Annotated in this window: 14 protein-coding genes; 7 read left to right on the top strand and 7 right to left on the bottom strand. The window is 74.3% G+C overall.

Features of this window, described 5'->3' with window-relative positions:
* Nucleotides 1-3: 3 nt before the first annotated feature.
* The gene (locus tag ABFX51_RS14435; RefSeq protein WP_346053952.1) at nucleotides 4-1608 is read right to left on the bottom strand and encodes a phospholipid carrier-dependent glycosyltransferase; all 1605 of its coding nucleotides are present in this window, start codon (nucleotides 1606-1608) and stop codon (nucleotides 4-6) included.
* 171 nt (nucleotides 1609-1779) lie between these two features.
* Here ABFX51_RS14435 and ABFX51_RS14430 point away from each other — a divergent pair, with 171 nt between their 5' ends.
* From ABFX51_RS14430 to ABFX51_RS14420, 3 genes are read left to right on the top strand one after another with little or no spacing between them, the layout of a single operon-like run.
* Nucleotides 1780-2307, top strand: coding sequence for a (2Fe-2S)-binding protein (locus ABFX51_RS14430; protein WP_346053951.1), 528 nt, complete (start codon nucleotides 1780-1782; stop codon nucleotides 2305-2307).
* Nucleotides 2304-3296 carry an FAD binding domain-containing protein gene (locus ABFX51_RS14425; RefSeq protein WP_346053950.1) on the top strand — a complete coding sequence of 331 codons (993 nt, stop codon included), beginning with the start codon at nucleotides 2304-2306 and terminating at the stop codon, nucleotides 3294-3296. The genes ABFX51_RS14430 and ABFX51_RS14425 overlap by 4 nt, the downstream gene beginning before the upstream one ends.
* Complete coding sequence (locus tag ABFX51_RS14420; protein ID WP_346053949.1) at nucleotides 3293-5386, top strand: xanthine dehydrogenase family protein molybdopterin-binding subunit; 2094 nt, start codon at nucleotides 3293-3295, stop codon at nucleotides 5384-5386. The genes ABFX51_RS14425 and ABFX51_RS14420 overlap by 4 nt, the downstream gene beginning before the upstream one ends.
* 20 nt (nucleotides 5387-5406) lie before the next feature.
* Here ABFX51_RS14420 and ABFX51_RS14415 read toward each other — a convergent pair whose 3' ends face one another.
* Nucleotides 5407-5961 (bottom strand): TetR/AcrR family transcriptional regulator, encoded by a 555-nt coding sequence (locus ABFX51_RS14415; protein WP_346053948.1) that lies wholly within the window; start codon nucleotides 5959-5961, stop codon nucleotides 5407-5409.
* A 248-nt stretch (nucleotides 5962-6209) separates the two neighbouring features.
* Here ABFX51_RS14415 and ABFX51_RS14410 point away from each other — a divergent pair, with 248 nt between their 5' ends.
* Nucleotides 6210-7817: an ABC-F family ATP-binding cassette domain-containing protein gene (locus ABFX51_RS14410; protein ID WP_346053947.1), complete on the top strand. Its 1608-nt coding sequence runs from the start codon at nucleotides 6210-6212 to the stop codon at nucleotides 7815-7817.
* Between the two features lie 3 nt (nucleotides 7818-7820).
* Nucleotides 7821-9422, top strand: a complete 1602-nt coding sequence (locus tag ABFX51_RS14405) for an ABC-F family ATP-binding cassette domain-containing protein (protein ID WP_346053946.1) — start codon at nucleotides 7821-7823, stop codon at nucleotides 9420-9422.
* A 518-nt stretch (nucleotides 9423-9940) separates the two neighbouring features.
* Here ABFX51_RS14405 and ABFX51_RS14400 read toward each other — a convergent pair.
* Nucleotides 9941-11068, bottom strand: coding sequence for an FAD-dependent oxidoreductase (locus tag ABFX51_RS14400; RefSeq protein ID WP_346053945.1), 1128 nt, complete (start codon nucleotides 11066-11068; stop codon nucleotides 9941-9943).
* A gap of 74 nt (nucleotides 11069-11142) precedes the next feature.
* Between ABFX51_RS14400 and ABFX51_RS14395 the strand changes: the two genes are divergently transcribed.
* Nucleotides 11143-11814, top strand: a complete 672-nt coding sequence (locus tag ABFX51_RS14395) for a TetR/AcrR family transcriptional regulator (protein ID WP_091514826.1) — start codon at nucleotides 11143-11145, stop codon at nucleotides 11812-11814.
* A 16-nt stretch (nucleotides 11815-11830) separates the two neighbouring features.
* Here ABFX51_RS14395 and ABFX51_RS14390 read toward each other — a convergent pair whose 3' ends face one another.
* From ABFX51_RS14390 to ABFX51_RS14375, 4 genes are read right to left on the bottom strand one after another with little or no spacing between them, the layout of a single operon-like run.
* Complete coding sequence (locus ABFX51_RS14390) at nucleotides 11831-12484, bottom strand: response regulator transcription factor (protein ID WP_091514824.1); 654 nt, start codon at nucleotides 12482-12484, stop codon at nucleotides 11831-11833.
* Nucleotides 12484-13875 carry a sensor histidine kinase gene (locus tag ABFX51_RS14385; protein WP_091514955.1) on the bottom strand — a complete coding sequence of 464 codons (1392 nt, stop codon included), beginning with the start codon at nucleotides 13873-13875 and terminating at the stop codon, nucleotides 12484-12486. The genes ABFX51_RS14390 and ABFX51_RS14385 overlap by 1 nt, the downstream gene beginning before the upstream one ends.
* Nucleotides 13876-13904: 29 nt before the next feature.
* Nucleotides 13905-14615, bottom strand: coding sequence for a type 1 glutamine amidotransferase (locus tag ABFX51_RS14380; RefSeq protein WP_346053944.1), 711 nt, complete (start codon nucleotides 14613-14615; stop codon nucleotides 13905-13907).
* Nucleotides 14612-15892, bottom strand: coding sequence for a MurT ligase domain-containing protein (locus ABFX51_RS14375; RefSeq protein WP_346053943.1), 1281 nt, complete (start codon nucleotides 15890-15892; stop codon nucleotides 14612-14614). The genes ABFX51_RS14380 and ABFX51_RS14375 overlap by 4 nt, the downstream gene beginning before the upstream one ends.
* A 205-nt stretch (nucleotides 15893-16097) precedes the next feature.
* Here ABFX51_RS14375 and ABFX51_RS14370 point away from each other — a divergent pair, with 205 nt between their 5' ends.
* Nucleotides 16098-17315: an alpha/beta hydrolase gene (locus tag ABFX51_RS14370; RefSeq protein ID WP_346053942.1), complete on the top strand. Its 1218-nt coding sequence runs from the start codon at nucleotides 16098-16100 to the stop codon at nucleotides 17313-17315.
* The last annotated feature ends 3 nt before the right edge of the window (nucleotides 17316-17318 follow it).

Below are 17318 nucleotides of genomic sequence, written 5' to 3'. Positions count from 1 at the left end.
CAGCTAGGACCGGCGGTAGATCGTGATCGAGTGGCCGACCTCGTCGACCGGGGTGCTGCTGCCGAGCAGCCCCGCCAGGCGGGCGTCGGCCTTCGCGGCGGCGGAATCTGAGACCACGAGCAGTCCGCGCACCTCCTCCGGGGGCACCGCGAACGGGTCGGCGGCGGTGATGCCGTAGGCCGACGGCACGCCGCTTCCCTTGTACACCAGCCAGATCCGCTCCCCCGGGTACCGCTGCCGCAGCCGGTCACCCAGGCGCCCCAGGTCCTGGCCCCAGTCGACGTTCGAGTCGTGCAGGTGGAGGTGCGTGTCCGCGGGCCCGCCGAACGCCTCGTTCGAGTAGGGCAGGTAGTACGGGAACGTCCGCAGCGAGCTGACCGCCGCGAAGGCGACCAGGACCGCGAGCGCGGCGTGCGCCCACCGCCGCCGCACCACGACCAACCCGGCCGCCGCCACCGCGAGGAACATCGGCACGAAGATCGCGTACCGCGCCCCCAGATCACGGTGCCCGGTCATCGCCGCCGCGAGCAGGACGGCGGTCGGCAGCAGGACGTACGGTGCCGCAGGGCGCAACCGCCGCACAGCCAGCAGCACGACGGCACCGGCGATCCAGAGCGCCAGCGCGCCCAGCGGGGTCTTCACCAGCAACGCGGCGGGCAGGTAGTACCACAGGGACCCGGTGTAGAGCCTGCCGAACAGGAAGCCGCTCCACACCTGGTCCTCCAGGCCGAACTGCAGGCGCATCCCGTCCCGGTACGGCTGGGGGAACGGCAGCCAGCCGACGAGCGCACGCAAGCCCTGCGCGGGCGGCAGACCCGCCGGGGTTTCCCAGCGCAGCCGGGGATCCACGGCGAGGTAGGAAAGCCACACCACGCCGACCGCGAGCACCGCCGCGGCGGCGACGAGCCAGAGCAACCGGCGGCCGCGCCAGACCGACAGCACGCCGAGAAGCAGCAGCACCGGAACCGCGGCCAGCGTGCTCATCTTCGTCGCGAGGGCCGCGCCGAGCGCGAGCTCCGCGAGGGGGAGGTACAGCGTCGGCCGCGCCCGAGCCCGCCACACCAGCCAGACCGAGGTCAGCACGAAACCGGCCGCAGGCACGTCGAGCGTGGCCAGTGAGCCGTGGGCGATGATGTCCGGCGAAAACGCGTACAGCGCCAGCGCGGCCACCCCGCCGACTGCACCGGCCAGGTCCATGGCGAACGCGAAAACGACCAGGCCGAACAACAGCGTGAGCACGATGACCGGCAGCCGCGCCAGCAGCATCAGCCGCCAGGGATCCTGCCCCGACTCGTACAGCACCTCCCGGCCGAGCTGCGTCTGGTCACCGGCGAACGCGGGGTCGAGGTGGACGTCGGCGAAGGCCAGCCCGCTCGCGATGACCAGCTTGCCCAGCGGCGGGTGCTCCGCGTTGTACCGCAGGCTGTGCTGCTCCAGGTACACCACGGCCGTGCCCGCGTACACCGGCTCGTCGATGGTCGGCGTCTGCTCCACGGCCGTCGTCACCATCGCCACGGCCAGCTCGGTGAGCAGCGCGAGCACGACGAGCACCAGGACCCACCGGCGGTGCCGCCGCAGCAGGTCGAACCGGCTCGTGGCGGACGACACCCTCTGAAGTCCTTTCCCGCGGCGGAACCCGTCACCCGGTTCCACGGATCAGCCCGGCTTCCGGTTCACCTGCCCGGTACTGGCGGGTCCTTGCCTGATCGTGTCCGCGGGCCCCGCCGGCCCACGAGACGCCCATATCCTGCCGGAACCCACTGTCCACACGGGAGGATCATGAACGAGCACACGCGCGGTGAGGTGGCGCTGCGGGTCAACGGGGTGGCTCACCGGCTGTCCGTGGACAACCGGCGCACCCTGCTCGACCTGGTGCGGGAGGACCTCGGCCTGACCGGGCCGAAGAAGGGCTGCGACCACGGGCAGTGCGGCGCCTGCACGGTGCTGTGCGACGGCAGGCGCGTGGTCTCCTGCCTGACGCTCGCGGTCGCCGCGGACGGCGCGGAGGTCACGACGGTCGAAGGGCTGGCCGCCGGGGGCGAGCTGCGCCCGCTGCAGGAGGCGTTCGTGCGGCTGGACGGTTTCCAGTGCGGTTTCTGCACTTCCGGGCAGCTGTGCTCGGCGGCCGGGATGCTCGCGGAGCACGCCGCGGGCTGGCCCAGCGCCGTCAGCAGGGACGACGAACCCGAACTGGACGAGGCCGAGGTGCGCGAGCGGATGAGCGGAAACCTGTGCCGCTGTGGGGCGTACCCGCAGATCGTCCGGGCGGTGCTCGAAACCGCGGCACGCGAAGGGAACGCGGGATGAGGGAGTTCGCCTACGAACGCGCCGCGCGGGTGCGGGACGCGCTCACCGCCGTCGCCGGCGACCCCGGCGCCCGGTTCCTCGGCGGGGGCACGAACCTCGTCGACCTGATGAAGTCCGGGGTCGAGGAGCCGACCCGGCTGGTGGACGTGCGGCGCCTGCCGCTCGACGGCGTCGAGGTCACCCCGGACGGCGGCGTGGTGCTCGGCGCGACCACGACGAACAGCGACGCGGCCGCGCACCCCGAGGTGCGCCACCGCTTCCCCGCCGTGACGCAGGCCGTGCTCGCGGGCGCGTCCGGTCAGCTGCGGAACATGGCGACGGTGGGCGGGAACCTGTTGCAGCGCACCCGTTGCGGCTACTTCGCGGACCTTTCCCGGGCGTGCAACAAACGGGACCCCGGCAGCGGGTGCGCCGCGCTCGACGGGGTCCACCACAACCACGCGGTACTGGGCCATTCCCCGCACTGCGTGGCCACGCACCCGTCGGACCTGGCGGTGGCGCTGGCCGCGTTCGACGCCGTCGTGCACTACGAAACGCTTGACGGTGCGGGCGAACTCCCGCTGTCGCGCTTCTACCTGCCCGTCGGCGACCGCCCGGACCGCGAGACCGCGTTGCCGCCCGGTGCGTTGATCACCGCCGTCGCCCTGCCGGGATCGGCCGCGGGGCTGCGCTCGCGCTACCGCAAGGTCCGCGAACGCGCGTCGTACGCCTTCGCGACCGTCTCCGTGGCCGCCGCGCTCGACGTCCGCGACGGCGTGGTGCGGGACGTGCGGATCGCGCTGGGCGGCGTGGCGTCGCACCCGTGGCGGGCCGCTTCGGCCGAAGCCGTGCTGCGCGGCAACCGGCCGACCGCCGAACACTTCCGCGCCTGCGCCGAGGAAGCGTTGTCCGCCGCGGAACCGTTGCGCGACAACGGGTACAAGGTGCCGCTGGCGCGCAATCTCATCGAGGCCGTGCTCGCCGAACTCACCGGAACGGAGAACCGATGAACCAGGACACGCCCGCTGTCGGCGCGCCACGGCCCCGGATCGAGGGCCGCCTCAAGGTCACCGGTGCCGCCACCTACGCCGCGGACGTGCCAGTGCCGGACCTGGCCCACGGCTGGCTGGTGACCGCCACCGTCTCACGCGGCCGGATCCGCGACCTCGACGTCTCGGCCGCGCTCGCCATGCCGGGTGTGCTCGGGGTGCTCGACCACCGCAACGCGCCCCGGCTCAACCCCAAGGCGGGCGGCTTCTTCGGCCCCGATGGCAGCCTGCAGTTGTTGCAGGACGACGAAATCCCGTACGCGGGCCGCCCCGTCGCGCTGGTCGTCGCGGAAACCCCCGAGCAGGCCAGTGCCGCGGCCGCGGCGGTGCGCGTGACGTACGACGTCGAGCCCCACGACCTGGACTTCAGGCTCGGGCACCCCGCGACGCGCCCAGCCTCGACGGCCTTCGGCCCGGAGGCCGACACCGGGGACCTGGAGGCGGAGCTGGCGGCGTCGGCGGTCGTCGTCGAGGAGCGCTACCGCACCCCCGAGGAAAGCCACTGCGCCATGGAGCCGCACGCCGCGACGACGTGGTGGGACGGCGACGACTTGCACGTGCTGGACTCGAACCAGGGTGCGTTCAGCGTGTCCGAGGTGCTGGCGGCGTTGTGGTCGGTGGACCGGGAGCGGGTGCACGTCCGCTCCGAGCACGTCGGCGGCGGGTTCGGCGGCAAGGGCCCCTGTGGGCCGCAGGTGATCCTCGGTTCGATGGCCGCCCGCGCGTTCGGACGCCCGGTGCGCGTCGCCCTGACCAGGGCACAGGTCTTCGAGACGACGTCGTCCCGGCCGCCCACGGACCAGCTGATGACGATCGGCGCGGACGCCGACGGCCGCCTGCGGGCCATCCACCACCGCGCGGCCTACGCGCTGTCCCCGCTCGCCGAGTACATCGAGTGGTGCACCGAGCAGGCGAAGATCCTCTACACCGCACCGGCGATCCGCACGCAGCTCACCGCCGTGCCGCTCGACGTCCTGCCGCCCGCCTCGATGCGCGGCCCGGGCGCGACGCCCGGCTCGTTCGCGCTGGAGTCGGCGATGGACGAGCTCGCGGAACGGCTCGACCTGGACCCGCTGGAGCTGCGCCTGCGCAACGAGCCGACAGTCACGCCCGCAACCGGTCGGCCCTTCAGCACCCGCCGCCTCGTCTCGTGCCTGCGGGAGGGATCCCGCCGGTTCGGCTGGGCGGCACGCGACCGGCGTCCCCGCTCGCGTCGGGAAGGCCCGCTGCTGATCGGCACCGGACTGGCCGCGACTTCCTTCAGCGCCGGGGTTTTCCCGTCGACCGCCTCGATCACCGCGGAGGCGGACGGGACGTTCACGGTGGCGATCGGCGCGAGCGACATCGGGACCGGCGCCCGCACCGCGCTGACCGCGGTCGCGGCTGACGCGCTCGGCGTCGGCACGGAACGGATCCGGCTCCACCTCGGCGACAGCGACCTCGGCATGGCCTGGGGCGCCGGGGGTTCCCGCGGGACGACGTCCTGGTCCTTCGCCATCGGCAAGGCCGCGGCGGAACTGCGGGCACGCCTGGCCGATCCGGTCCGGCCGGTGACCGCGACCGTGGACACCACCACGATGATCGACTACCAGCCCGCGCGCGAGCGGCAGACCTACAGCGCGGTCTTCGCGGAGGTCGCGGTCGACCCGGCGACCGGGGAGGTGCGGGTGCGCAGGCTGCTCGGGATGTTCGCGGTGGGCCGGGTGATCAACCCGCTGCTCGCCCGCAGCCAGGTCGTCGGCGGGATGATCATGGGACTCTCCATGGCACTGCACGAGGAAAGCGTGCGCGACCCCGGCACCGGCAGGCAGGCCAACGGCGACTTCGCCGGCTACCACATCGCCGCGCACGCCGACGTGCCCGACGTGGAGGCGGAGTTCGTGCCGGACTACGAACCCCAGGACCCGTTGGGGCTCAACGGTCTCGGCGAGATCGGCACGGCGGGCACCGCGGCCGCGATCGCCAACGCCGTGTGGCACGCGACGGGCAGGCGCCAGCGGACCCTCCCGATCCGCCTGGACCGCGTGCTGGAGCCCGGCGTGACGGGTTGAGGCGAGCTGCCGGAGTCCGCCTACGGCGAGGCCGTGTCGCGGCCGAAACCACGCAGGAACGTGCCCACGACGACGTCGGCGGCCTGCGCCTCGCTCAGCTCGGGCAGTTCCCGCGCGGCGAGGTGCACCAGCTGCCCGAGCACGTGACCGGGCCAGCCGGCGGGCAGCCCCGGCCGGAGCAACCCCTCGTCCGCGGCCCGCTGGAGGAATTCCTCGACCTCGTCCACCGCCCGCAGCCGCCGCGCCCAGATCTCGGGTTCCGTGCGCATCCTCGACAGCTCGACGGGCCACTTGCGGTTCACCCCGACGATGCCCTCGGCGTAACGGTGCAGGGCCACCGCCACCGGCGCCTCCCGGAACCTCGCGGCCGCGATCGCCGCCTCGATCGCGTCCAGCCGGGCCTCGTAGACCGCCGTCAGCAGCTCGTCGCGGCCGGCGAACCGCCGGTACACGGTGCGGCGGTCGACGCCCGCTTCCGCGGCGATCGCCGCCATGCTCGCCGCCGGGTCCTCGGCGAGCATGCGGGCGCCGGTCGTCAGCACCAGTTCGAGGTTGCGCGCGGCGTCGGCTCTCACGCGGTCAAGATACCCGTCGCTGCCGCACTCCAGCCGGACATCCGCCACAGCGCTGTGGCACTGTATGATCAGGATGGAAGAGAACCGTTCCAGGGAGAGTTCGACGTGGCAGGTGAAGACGACATCTCCGGGTGAGCCCCGGAGTTGACCGGCCCCCGGCGTCCATTGCCGAGGTGGCCGTTTTTGTCGTCCACCCGTTCCCGCGCGCCGGTGACCGGCGTGCCCCCTTCTTCCGAGGTCTCGTTCCCATGTCCGATTCCCCCATCGTCGTGTCCGGCCTGTCCTTTTCCTGGCCGGACGACACCCCCGTCTTCGACCAGCTGTCCGTCACAGTCCCGGACGGGCGCACCGGCCTGGTCGCCCCGAACGGCGCGGGCAAGACGACCCTGCTCCGGCTGGTCGCGGGCGAGCTGCGCCCGGCCGCGGGCAGCGTGTCCGTCGACGGCCTGCTCGGCTACCTGCCCCAGAACCTGCCGCTGACCGGCGAACCTTCGGTGGCCGAGGTACTCGGCATCGAGCCGGTCCTGCGCGCGCTGGCCGCCGTCGAGTCCGGTGACGTGGCCGAGGAGCACTTCACCACGATCGGCACGGACTGGGACATCGAAGAGCGCACGCGCGCCCAGCTGGACCGGCTCGGGCTCGCCGATGTCAGGCTGGACCGGACGCTGAGCACGTTGTCGGGCGGCCAGGTCGTGTCGCTGGGCCTTGCCGCGCAGCTGCTCAAGCGACCCGATGTGCTGCTGCTCGACGAACCCACCAACAACCTCGACGCCGAGGCCCGCCGCAAGCTGTACGCCGTGCTCGACGACTGGTCCGGTTGCCTGCTGGTCGTCAGCCACGACCGCGCGCTGCTGGACCGGATGGACCGCATCGCCGAGCTGCACGCGGGCGAAATCCGGTACTACGGCGGCAATTTCAGCGAGTACGAGGCGGCGGTGCAGGCCGAGCGCGAGGTCGCGGAGAAGAACGTCCGCAGCGCCGAGCAGGAGGTCAAGCGCGAGAAGCGCGAGATGCAGCAGGCCAGGGAGCGGGCCGCGAAACGGGCGAGCAACGCGCAGCGGAACCTCTCCAGCGCGGGTCTGCCGAAGATCCTCGCCGGGGCGCGCAAGCGCAACGCGCAGGAGTCCGCGGGCAAGGCCGACGGCACGCACGCGGCCAGGGTCGGTGCGGCCAAAGCGAAACTCGACGAGGCGGAGCGGTCGCTGCGCGAGGACCAGAAGATCGTCCTCGACCTCCCCCGGACCGCGGTGCCCGCCGGGCGGACCCTGTTCACCGGTGAGGGCCTGCGCAAGCGGGACCTGTTCGGCGCGGGCGTCGACCTGACCGTGCGGGGTCCGGAACGCATCGCGCTGTCGGGGGCCAACGGCACGGGCAAGTCCACGCTGCTGCGGATCGTCGCCGGTGACCTGGAGCCCGACGCCGGTGAGGTCCGGCGCGCGGACGGCCGGATCGCCTACCTGTCGCAGCGCCTGGACCTGCTCGACGACGAACGCACGATCGCGGAGAACCTGGCGGCGTTCGCGCCCGCCATGCCGCAGGCGGACCGGATGAACCTGCTGGCGCGCTTCCTGTTCCGCGGCGACCGCGCACACCGGCCCGTCGCCGTGCTGTCCGGCGGGGAACGGTTGCGCGCCACGCTGGCCTGCGTCCTGTTCGCCGAGCCCGCCCCGCAACTGCTGTTGCTGGACGAGCCGACGAACAACCTGGACCTGGTCAGCGCCGGGCAGCTGGAAAGCGCTCTCAACGCCTTCCAGGGCGCCTTCATCGTGGTCAGCCACGACGACCGCTTCCTCGACGGGATCCGCATCGACCGCAGACTCCGGCTGGCGGAGGGCAGGCTCGTCGAGGGGCGCTGAGCGGTGGAAGCGGCTCTCATCGCCCGCGACGTCGTGCGCGTGCTGGGCGGCCGGCGCGTGCTGGACGGGGTGTCGCTCACGGCGGCGCCGGGGCGCCGGATCGGGGTGATCGGGGAGAACGGCGCCGGGAAGTCGACGCTGCTGCGGGTGCTGGCCGGGGTGGACCGGCCCGACCGCGGCACCGTCGAGCGCCCGGCGGACCTGGGCTACCTGCACCAGGAAATGCCGTTCGACGCGGCGGCGACGGTGGCCGACGTGCTCGACGACGCGCTCGCCGTCGCACGCGAGGACCTCGCCGAACTGGAGCGCCTCGGCGGGTTGCTCGGCGACGACGAGGCCCTCCTCGCCGCGTACGCCGACCGGCTGGACCAGGCCCAGCTCCACGACGCCTGGGACGCCGACCGGCGGGCGGCGCTGGTCCTCGACGGGCTGGGGCTCGGCGGGATCGAGCACGGCAGGCGTCTCGGGGAGTTGTCCGGCGGGCAGCGCGGCCGGCTGGCGCTGGCCGCGCTGCTGGTCCGCCGCCCGTCGGCGGTCCTGCTGGACGAGCCGACGAACCACCTCGACGACGCCGCCGCGGCGTTCCTCGAGGAGCAGGTGCGTGGCCTGCCCGGCACCGTCGTGGTGGCCAGCCACGACCGCGCGTTCCTCGACGCGGTGTGCACGGATCTGCTCGGCCTGGATCCCGCGGTGGACGGCCCCGTCCGGTTCGGCGGCGGCTACAGTGCTTATCTGGCAAGGAAACGCGCCGACCGGGAACGCTGGGAGCGCCGCTACGCCGAGGAGCAGGAGGAGCTCGCGGCCCTGCGGGAGGACCTCGGCGTGACCACGCATCGTGTCGCCCCGGACCGGGCGCCGCGCGACAGCGAGAAGATGGGTTACGGGCATCGGGCCGGGCGGGTGCAGAACTCGATTTCGCGCCGGGCACGGGCTACGACGCGAAGGCTGGAGGAGCTGGAACGCCGGCAGGTACCCGCCCCGCCGCCGCCCCTGCGGTTCCGCCCCGACGCGCTCACCGGCGAGGTCTCGGACGAGGTCCTGGTGTCGCTGCGGGACGTCCACGTGCCGGGGCGGCTCACCGTGGCGCGCCTCGACGTCCGCACCGGCGCCCGGCTGCTGGTCACGGGTCCCAACGGCGCGGGCAAGTCGACGCTGCTGCACGTCCTGGCGGGACGGCTGGGGACGGCGGGTGCGCGGCGGTACCCGGGCCTGCGGATCGGCCTGCTGGGCCAGGACACCGAGTTCGGCGAGCCCGGGCGCACCGCGCACGAGACGTACGCGGTGGCGCTCGGGGCGCGTGCGGCGGTGGTGCCGCTGGAATCGTTGGGGCTGCTGGGAAAGCGGGACCTCGGCAAGCCCGTCGGGGAGCTGTCGGTGGGCCAGCGGAGGCGGCTCGCGCTCGCGATCCTCGTCGCGGACCCGCCCCAGCTGCTCCTGCTCGACGAGCCGACCAACCACCTGTCCCCCACCCTGTGCGACGAGCTGGAGGACGCACTGGGCCCCGGCCCGGGCGCGATCGTGGTCGCCGCCCACGACCGGTGGCTGCGGGCCCGGTGGCAGGGCGCGGAAGTGTCCGTCCACGATGGACGGTTGGACGTCGTCTGACCGGGGGCCGGTGACCGGGGCGCTGGGGCCCCCTGGCGGCCCGACTCGCCCTGCCTGGCGGTGGCCGGGCCGGGCGCTGCGGCGCGGTCATCGACGCAGGGTCGCTCTGAGCTGCCCACCCGCGATGCCGAGGCAGCCTCTCCACCTGGTAGCTGCCGCCCGGACGCCCCGGCCTCACCCCGCCTGGTGGTGGCCGTGCCGGGCACTGCGGGCGGGGCCACCCCCGCCAGGTCGCCGCGAGCTGCCCGCCCGCGATGGCCGGGGCAGTCTCTCCACCTGGTGGCGGCCGCGCCGGACGCCCCGGCCTCACCCCACCTGGTGGCGGCCGGGCCGGGCGCTGCGGCACGGTCGCCGCCGAGAGGCCCCTCAAGTCATACGTCTACAACGGACACTCCCTGCGCTCCGCGCCTGGCGGCACCCGCGCCGGGCGCCTCCGCCTCGCCCTGCCGCGCCGGGCACTGCGGGCGCGGTCACCGCCGCGAGGCCCCGCAAGCGACCGTCCACAATAGGCTCCCCCTTCACGCCGCCTGGTGGCTAGTGAACATCTCGACCAGGCTGTGGGGCGCGCGGTCCCCGAGGCAGAATTCCAGGAGCTCCGCCGCATCGGCTGCGGCCTTCGCGCTGCGGGCGAACATCGCGGCCTCGTACTCGGCGAGGGCGGTCTCGACATCACCCGGGTGCGCCACGATCGCCTTGGCGAGTTCGGCGCCGTCGAACATGGCGAGGTTCGCGCCCTCACCGGACGGTGGCATCAGGTGCGCGGCGTCACCGAGCAGGGTGACGCCGGGGACGCGCTCCCACCGGTGCTCGGCGGGCAGCGTGTGCAGCACCCGCACCACCGGCGCCGTCTCACCGTCGGTGATGAGCGCCCGCAGCTCCGGCGCCCAGCCGTCCAGCTCCTCCGCCACCCTCGCCCTTGCCGCATCGGCGTCGGTGAAGTCGATGCCCTCGGCCCACTCGCGCGGCCGCCGGAGCTGGACGTAGGTGTGCAGGACCGCGCCCGGTTCCCGGTGGGCGGTGATCGCCGTCCCCGGCACGCCCGCGAACAACGCGCCGCCGCCCACCGCCTTCGCCGTCGCGGGGTGACGTGCGTCGGCGTCGAACAGGTACGTCTCGACGAACGTCACCCCCGCATACTCGGGCTTCGCGTCGGACAGCAGCGGGCGCACGCGGGACCACGCTCCGTCCGCTCCGACCAGCAGGCTCGCCACCGCCGCGGAACCGTCGGCGAACGTCAGCTCGTGCCCGCCGTCGACCGGGCGGATGCCGGTGACCTTGTGTCCCCAGTGGACGGTCCCGGCCGGGAGCGACTCGAGCAGGATGCGCCGCAGCTCGCCGCGTTTGACCTCGGGCCTGCCGCCGGTGCCGTCGTCGGGCTCGTCGAACAGCACCGCGCCCTGGCTGTCGAGCACGCGGGTCGCCTGGCCGCCCTCGTGGATCAGGGCGCGGAAATCGTCGGTCAGGCCGGCGGCCGCCAGCGCGACCTGGCCGTCGTGTTCGTGGATGTCGAGCATGCCGCCCTGGGTGCGGGCTTCGGGCGAGCCCTCGGCCTCGTACACGGTGACCGGGATGCCGTGGACGTGCAGGACGCGCGCGAGCACGAGCCCCCCGAGCCCGGCCCCGACGATCGTGACTGATGTGGTCATGGAATTCCCCTTCCTCTGGAACGTCGTTCCATCGACAGTTTGGAACGACGTTCCAGGTATGTCAAGATGGAGGCATGGCCACGAGGACGCGGCGCCCGGAGCGGCGTGCGGATGCCCTGTCACGCGAGCGCATCGTCGAGGCGGCGGTCGAGATGCTCGACGCCGCGGGAGAGAGCGGGCTGACCTTCCGCGCGCTGGCCGCGCGGTTGCGGACCGGTCCCGGCGCGATCTACTGGCACGTGGCGAACAAGGACGAGCTGCTCGTCGCCGCCACCGACGCCGTGCTCACCCGGGCGATCGCCGCCGAGCCCTCCGACGGCACCCCGGAGGACGCGGTGCGCGCGCTCGCGCTCGGCGTCTTCGACGCTATCGACGCGCACCCGTGGGCGGGCACCCAGCTCGCCCGCCTCCCGTCCCAGCCGACCATGCTGCGGATCTTCGAGCGCATCGGGCAGCAGGTGCGCGCGCTCGGCGTGCCCGCGGCCGCGCGGTTCGCCTCGGCGTCCGCGCTGCTGAACTACATCCTCGGCGTAGCGGGGCAGAACGCCGCGAACGCGCGCTCGGTGGAGCCGGGCACCGACCGCGGCGAGGTCCTCGCCGCGGTCGCGGACCTGTGGGCCGACCTCGATCCCGCCGAGTACCCGTTTGCCCACGAGGTCGCGACCCAGCTGCGGGACCACGACGACCGCGAGCAGTTCCTCGCGGGCATCGACCTCATCCTCGCCGGGATCGAAGCGCTCTGGTGACGCCCTGCCCGCCGGGTCACGCCATCCGGTAGCCCACCCCGCGGAGCGTCTGGATCGCCTCGGTGCCGATCTTGCGGCGCAGGTAGCCGATGTAGACCTCGACGATGTTCTCGTCACCCTCGTAGTGGGCGTCCCAGACGTGGGTGAGGATCTGGTGCTTGGTCAGCGCCTCGCCCCGGCGCCGCAACAGGAACTCCAGCAACCCGAACTCGCGCGCGGTCAGCTCGATCTCGCGGCCGCCCCGGTGCACGGTGCGGGCGGCGGGGTCCAGCCGGAGGTCCCCGGCGGTGAGCACCGCGGGACGTTCGGGGGCGCCCCGCCGCAGCAGCGCGCGGAGCCTCGCCAGCAGCACGACGTAGGAGAACGGTTTGGTGAGGTAGTCGTCGGCGCCGAGGTCGAACGCGTCGGCCTCGTCGTACTCGCCGTCCTTGGCGGTGAGCATCAGCACGGGTGTCCAGTTCTCCTGCGCCCGCAGGCTTTTCAGCACCTCGTAACCGGACGCGCCGGGCAGCATGATGTCGAGCACGATGACGTCGTACGGCCGTTCCGTCGCGAGCCACAGCCCGTCGGTCCCGGTGTGGGCGACGTCGACGGTGAACCCCTCGGCGGCCAGTCCCCGCCGCAGCGTCTCGGCGAACGCCTGCTCGTCCTCGACCACCAGCACCCGCATCAGCGATCACCTCCCAGCGGCAGGCTGAGCCGGAAGCACGCACCCGGGTACACGCCGTCCGTGCTGGCCAGGCACTCGGCGGTACCGCCGTGGCGGGCGGCGATCCCGGCGACGATGGCCAGCCCCAGCCCCGCCGAACCGCCCGCGCCGTGGTGCCGGGAGTCGTCGCGGCGCACGAACCGTTCGAAGATGCGGCGGCGGTCGGCCTCGGGCACGCCCGGCCCGTCGTCGCTGACCTCCACCAGCGCGTACCCGTCCGCGACGCCGGTGCGGACCCGGATGCGGGAGCGGGCGTGTTCGCGGGCGTTGTCGACGAGGTTGCGCACGGCGCGCCGGAGCTGCCCGGCGTGCCCGCGGACCTTGACGGGGCTCGCCCGGACCTCGACGGAGAGCCCGACCGTGGCGCGCGCCCGGTCGGCTTCCGCGTGGGCGAGGTCGTCGAGGTCGATCTCGGTGTGCGGCGGGTTGTCGGTGGTGTCGTCGGTGCGGGCCAGCAGCAACAGGTCGTCGACCAGCTCACGCAGGCGGGCGGTCTCCGTCGAGACGACGCGGCGCAACTCGTCGTCGGGCATGGCGCCGGGGTGGTGCTCCCGCACCTCGAGCGCGGTGGTGATGGTGTTCAGCGGGGACCTCAGCTCGTGGCTGGCGTCGGCCACGAACCGCCGCTGCGCGCTCTGCGCGGAGGCGAGCCGGTCGAGCATGCCGTTGAGCGTGGTGGCCAGGCGGTGGAACGCGTCGCCGCCGGGCGGCACCTCCACCCGCCGCCCCAGGTCCCTGGTGGAGATCTCGGCGACGTTGCGGCGCATCCGCTCCACCGGCCACAGCGCCGAACCCACCGCCCGGTACACCGCGAGCGCGGAGATCGCCAGCAGCGGCAGCCCGGCGAGCGCGAGCAGCAGCGACAGCCTGGCCGACGCCTCGGTCACGGGGGCCAGCGACCGCGCCGACACCACGACGTACGGGCCGCCGGGCCCCCGCACCCCCATCGACACCAGCCGGAAGTCCCCGTCGACACCGTCCACGTTCAGGCTGGTGGTCTCGACCACCTCCTGGCCGGGCGCCGGGCGCGCGGCGGTCAGCGGCGGGCGGCCGGCCAGTGCCGGATCGCTCGTCAGCGGGCGGCCGGTGCGGTCGAGGACCTGGATCACCGAGGCGCTGTCCCCGGTGCTGGCGATGTCGTTGCCGGTCAGGTCCCCGGCGCCCTCGCGGGCGATCTCGTTGACGACCTGCCGGGCCGCGCCGCGGGCGTCCTCGGTGGTGGACTTGTCGAGGGACCAGTTCAGCAGCAGGATCACCACGACCCCGGCCACCACGAGGGTGACGGCCACCGCGACGACCGCGACGAACGTGGTGCGCACCCGCAGCCCGGGCCTGCGCCGGACGCCTCGCATCGCCCCACTGTAGGACGGCGGGCGCACGCTCAGCGCCACCGGGCCGCCCTCGCCGCGCGCAGCCGTTCCCGCCGCAGCTCCCCCACCTCCGGCACCGGGAGTTCGCCGGGCGGCGTGCCGAGCACCCAGCTCAGCAGCAGGTCGGCCAGCGCGGGGTTGCGCGCCAGCACCGGGCCGTGCAGGTAGGTCGCGAGCACGTGGCCGGTGACGGCGCCGTCGGTGCCGTCACCGTTGCCGATGCCCGCCCTGACCCTGCCGAGCGGGCTGCTACCGGGGCCGAGCGTGGTGACGCCGAGGTGGTTTTCGAATCCCGTGAGCGGTTCGCGGTCCCACTCGACGACCACCTCCCCCACCGCGCGCCGCTCGCCGGGGCTCGTGCTCACGTCGAGCAGGCCGAGGCCCGCGTGGCGGGTACCGCCGGAGACCACGAACGACGAGCCGAGCACCTGCAGTCCCGCGCAGACCCCGAAAACCACGGCACCGCGCGCCGCCGCGCGCTGGAGCCCCGGGTGGGCGCGCAGGTGCGCCGCGGCCAGTGCCTGCGCCTCGTCCTCGCCGCCGCCGAGCAGGTACACGTCGAGCCCCGACGGGACGGGAGCGCCGAGGTGCACGTCCACCACCTCGGCGTCGATGCCCCGCCACCGCAGCCGCTGCCGCAGCACGGCCGCGTTGCCGGAGTCGCCGTAGGTGCCCAGCACGTCCGGCAGCACCAGCCCGATCCGCACCGCCGTACCGGTCACCCGCGTCTCCCCGCCAGCCGCCGGGAAACGTCGCGGAACGCGGTGTAGTTCGCGACCAGCTCCACCGGGCCGGGCCCGGCGGCGGAAATCGCGTCCAGCGGGTCGGGCCGCACCGTGTGCGGCACCTCCGCGTAGGTCAGCCGCACGGCGAGGTCCAGCGCGCGTTCCCCGCTCACCACCACCGTGCGCCCGGCGAGCTGCCCGAACGGCACGTCCCACAGCCACGACAGGTCACGCCCGTCCGCCTCGCGGCCGTTGACGGCGAGCACGATCGGCGCGCCCGGTTCGAGCATCGGCAGGGTTTCCCGCCAGCCGGCCGGGTTCTTCGCCAGCAGCAGCCGCACGGTCCGGCCGTGCACCTCGACCCGCCGGTAGCGGCCGCCGACCTCGGTGATGGTGCTCAGCCGCTCGGCCGCGAGCCGCGGCGGGACGCCGAGGGTGGCCGCGGTGGCGAGCGCGAGTGCCGCGTTGGCGGCGTTGGCGCGGCCCGGCAACCCCAGCCCGAGCGGCACGCGGACCCCGTCCCCGAGCACGGCGGTCTCGTCCTCCAGCACCCACGCCGGTTCCGGGCGGGTGAGCCCGCACCGGCACGACCAGTCCGCCCCCTCGTGCCGCAGCGGCTCGCCGCAGCGGGCGCACGCCGTGGCGTCGGCGTGCCACGTCTGGCCCGCGGCCACCCACACCGCGGAGCTCGCCGCCAGCCCCACCGACACGACCAGCGGGTCGTCGCAGTTGGCGACGACCGTCGTGCCGGGCAGCTCCGCCACCGCCTTCCGGAGGGCGCGTTCGACGGCCCGCACCTCGCCGACCCGGTCGAGCTGGTCGCGGGTGAGGTTGAGCAGCACCAGGCACACCGGCCGCACCGCCGCCGCGACCGCGGGCACGTGGAACTCGTCCACCTCCAGCACCGCGAGCGGCACGCGGGGGCGCGCGGCCAGCGCGGCGGTGACGCCGTCCGGCAGGTTCGCGCCGTCACCGTTGACCGCGACCTCGCCCAGCACCCCGAGCACCCGGCTCAGCATCGCGGTCGTGGTCGTCTTGCCGTTGGTGCCGGTCACCAGCACCACGGTCCGGGCCCGCCCCAGCCGCGCCAGCGCCCGCGGGTCCAGCCGGAGCGCGAACCTGCCGCCCGCCACCCCGCCCGCACCCGTGCCGAGCCGCCGGGAGCCGGCGGCGACCAGCCGGGCGAGTGCGGCGGCGGCGCTCGTCCGCCACGGCAGCCGCCGGGGCGGTGCGGCGTGCGGTGCCCCCAGCTCGGGCGGTGCACTCAGGCTCACCAGGACGCTCCTCTTCGTTCGGTCGGCAGGCGGGCGTCACCCTGCGCTCCGATCGCTGTGAGGACACTGAGAAAGCGCCGGGAGAGCCGCGCGCACAGCGCCCCCGCGCGTAGCGTAGAACGCCTTTCCTGAGCGGACGCTGAACGACGTTTGCCCTGCTAGGCGGTAGATCGAGCCCGGGAGGGCACTGGCTAGCGTAAGCCCCATGCACGCATCCGCGATCCGGATCGACACCCTGCCGGTGGTCCTCGGTGCCGCTGTCGTCGCGCTCGTCGCGGTGGCCGCGGTCCCCTGGGCGTGGGACCGCTGGCGGCACCGCACGCCGGGCCGGGTGGGCACGACCGTGCTCGCCGTGATGGCGGTGGTGGCGGCCTGCGGGCTCGCGGTGAACTCCGCCGGCAGCTTCTTCCCCACGCTGGGTTCCCTGCTGGGCACGTCGCCGAACCCGGGCGAGGGCACGGTGGCCGACGCCGGGCCGGACGGCCGCGACCTCGACCGGACGCTGCCCACGGTCCGGGAGCGCGCCGGCGCCGGGAAGGGCTCGATGCTGCACCTGACGGTGACCGGCCACCGCACCGGCATGACGCGTGACGTCGACGTGTACCTGCCCGCCGCGTACAGCGCGCCGGAGTGGGCGGGTTTCCGGTTCCCGGTGATCGAGTGGATCCCGCACTTCCCCGGCGAGCCGCGGCAGGTCGCGACCCTCTACGGGCTGCCGGACCTGCTCGACGAGCAGATCGCCGCGCACCGGCTGCCGCCCGCGGTCGTGATCGTGCCCGACCCCAACGGCGAACCGCGGCTGAGCCACGACTCGGAGTGCGTGGACGCGGTGTCCGGCCCGGCGGACGACACGTTCCTGTCCGCCGACGTGCGCGGCTGGGCGCAGCACGCGCTCCGGGTGCGCGCGGACCGCGAGGGGTGGGCCGTGGCGGGCTGGTCCTCCGGCGGGTACTGCGCGCTCGACCTGGCCGCGCGGCACCCGCAGTGGTTCTCCGTGGCGGTGAGCATGAGCGGCTACGACGTCACCCCGCACGACGTCGAGACCGGGGACCTGTTCCACGGCCGCGACGACATCCGGCACGCCAACGACGTCTCCGCCGTGCTTCGCGAGCACCCGTCGCCCCTGCGGCTGCTGGCGACGGCGGACGGCGCGGCGGGCGACGAGCGGGCCGCGCTGGACCGGCTGCACGCCGCGGCCGCCTCGCCCGTGCAGCTGACGACGTGGGTGCTGCCGCCCAGCGGGCACAACCTGAACAGCGTGCGCACCGAACTCCCCGCCGTGCTGACCTGGCTGGGCGGCCAGCTCGGCAGCCCGGTGCCCGCCGACGCGCCTCCCGCCGACGGGGTGCCGCCGTGGCCGCTGCCCGATCCGGGGACTCCCGGGTGCCTGCGCGGAACCGACACCTCGGTCCAGCCGTCCTGAGCG

The sequence above is a fragment of the Amycolatopsis dongchuanensis genome (assembly GCF_039542405.1).
GTDB lineage: Bacteria > Actinomycetota > Actinomycetes > Mycobacteriales > Pseudonocardiaceae > Amycolatopsis_E > Amycolatopsis_E sacchari.
Note: the sequence above shows the minus strand (reverse complement) of the source record. Positions and strands in the feature narration are given on the sequence as shown.

What these genes read in the sequence shown, in the direction of transcription:
- ABFX51_RS14430 (WP_346053951.1), top strand. Translation starts at nt 1,780, where the DNA reads ATGAACGAGCACACGCGCGGTGAGGTGGCGCTGCGGGTCAACGGGGTG.
- ABFX51_RS14425 (WP_346053950.1), top strand. Translation starts at nt 2,304, where the DNA reads ATGAGGGAGTTCGCCTACGAACGCGCCGCGCGGGTGCGGGACGCGCTC.
- ABFX51_RS14420 (WP_346053949.1), top strand. Translation starts at nt 3,293, where the DNA reads ATGAACCAGGACACGCCCGCTGTCGGCGCGCCACGGCCCCGGATCGAG.
- ABFX51_RS14410 (WP_346053947.1), top strand. Translation starts at nt 6,210, where the DNA reads ATGTCCGATTCCCCCATCGTCGTGTCCGGCCTGTCCTTTTCCTGGCCG.
- ABFX51_RS14400 (WP_346053945.1), bottom strand. Translation starts at nt 11,068, where the DNA reads ATGACCACATCAGTCACGATCGTCGGGGCCGGGCTCGGGGGGCTCGTG.
- ABFX51_RS14395 (WP_091514826.1), top strand. Translation starts at nt 11,143, where the DNA reads ATGGCCACGAGGACGCGGCGCCCGGAGCGGCGTGCGGATGCCCTGTCA.
- ABFX51_RS14390 (WP_091514824.1), bottom strand. Translation starts at nt 12,484, where the DNA reads ATGCGGGTGCTGGTGGTCGAGGACGAGCAGGCGTTCGCCGAGACGCTG.
- ABFX51_RS14385 (WP_091514955.1), bottom strand. Translation starts at nt 13,875, where the DNA reads ATGCGAGGCGTCCGGCGCAGGCCCGGGCTGCGGGTGCGCACCACGTTC.
- ABFX51_RS14370 (WP_346053942.1), top strand. Translation starts at nt 16,098, where the DNA reads ATGCACGCATCCGCGATCCGGATCGACACCCTGCCGGTGGTCCTCGGT.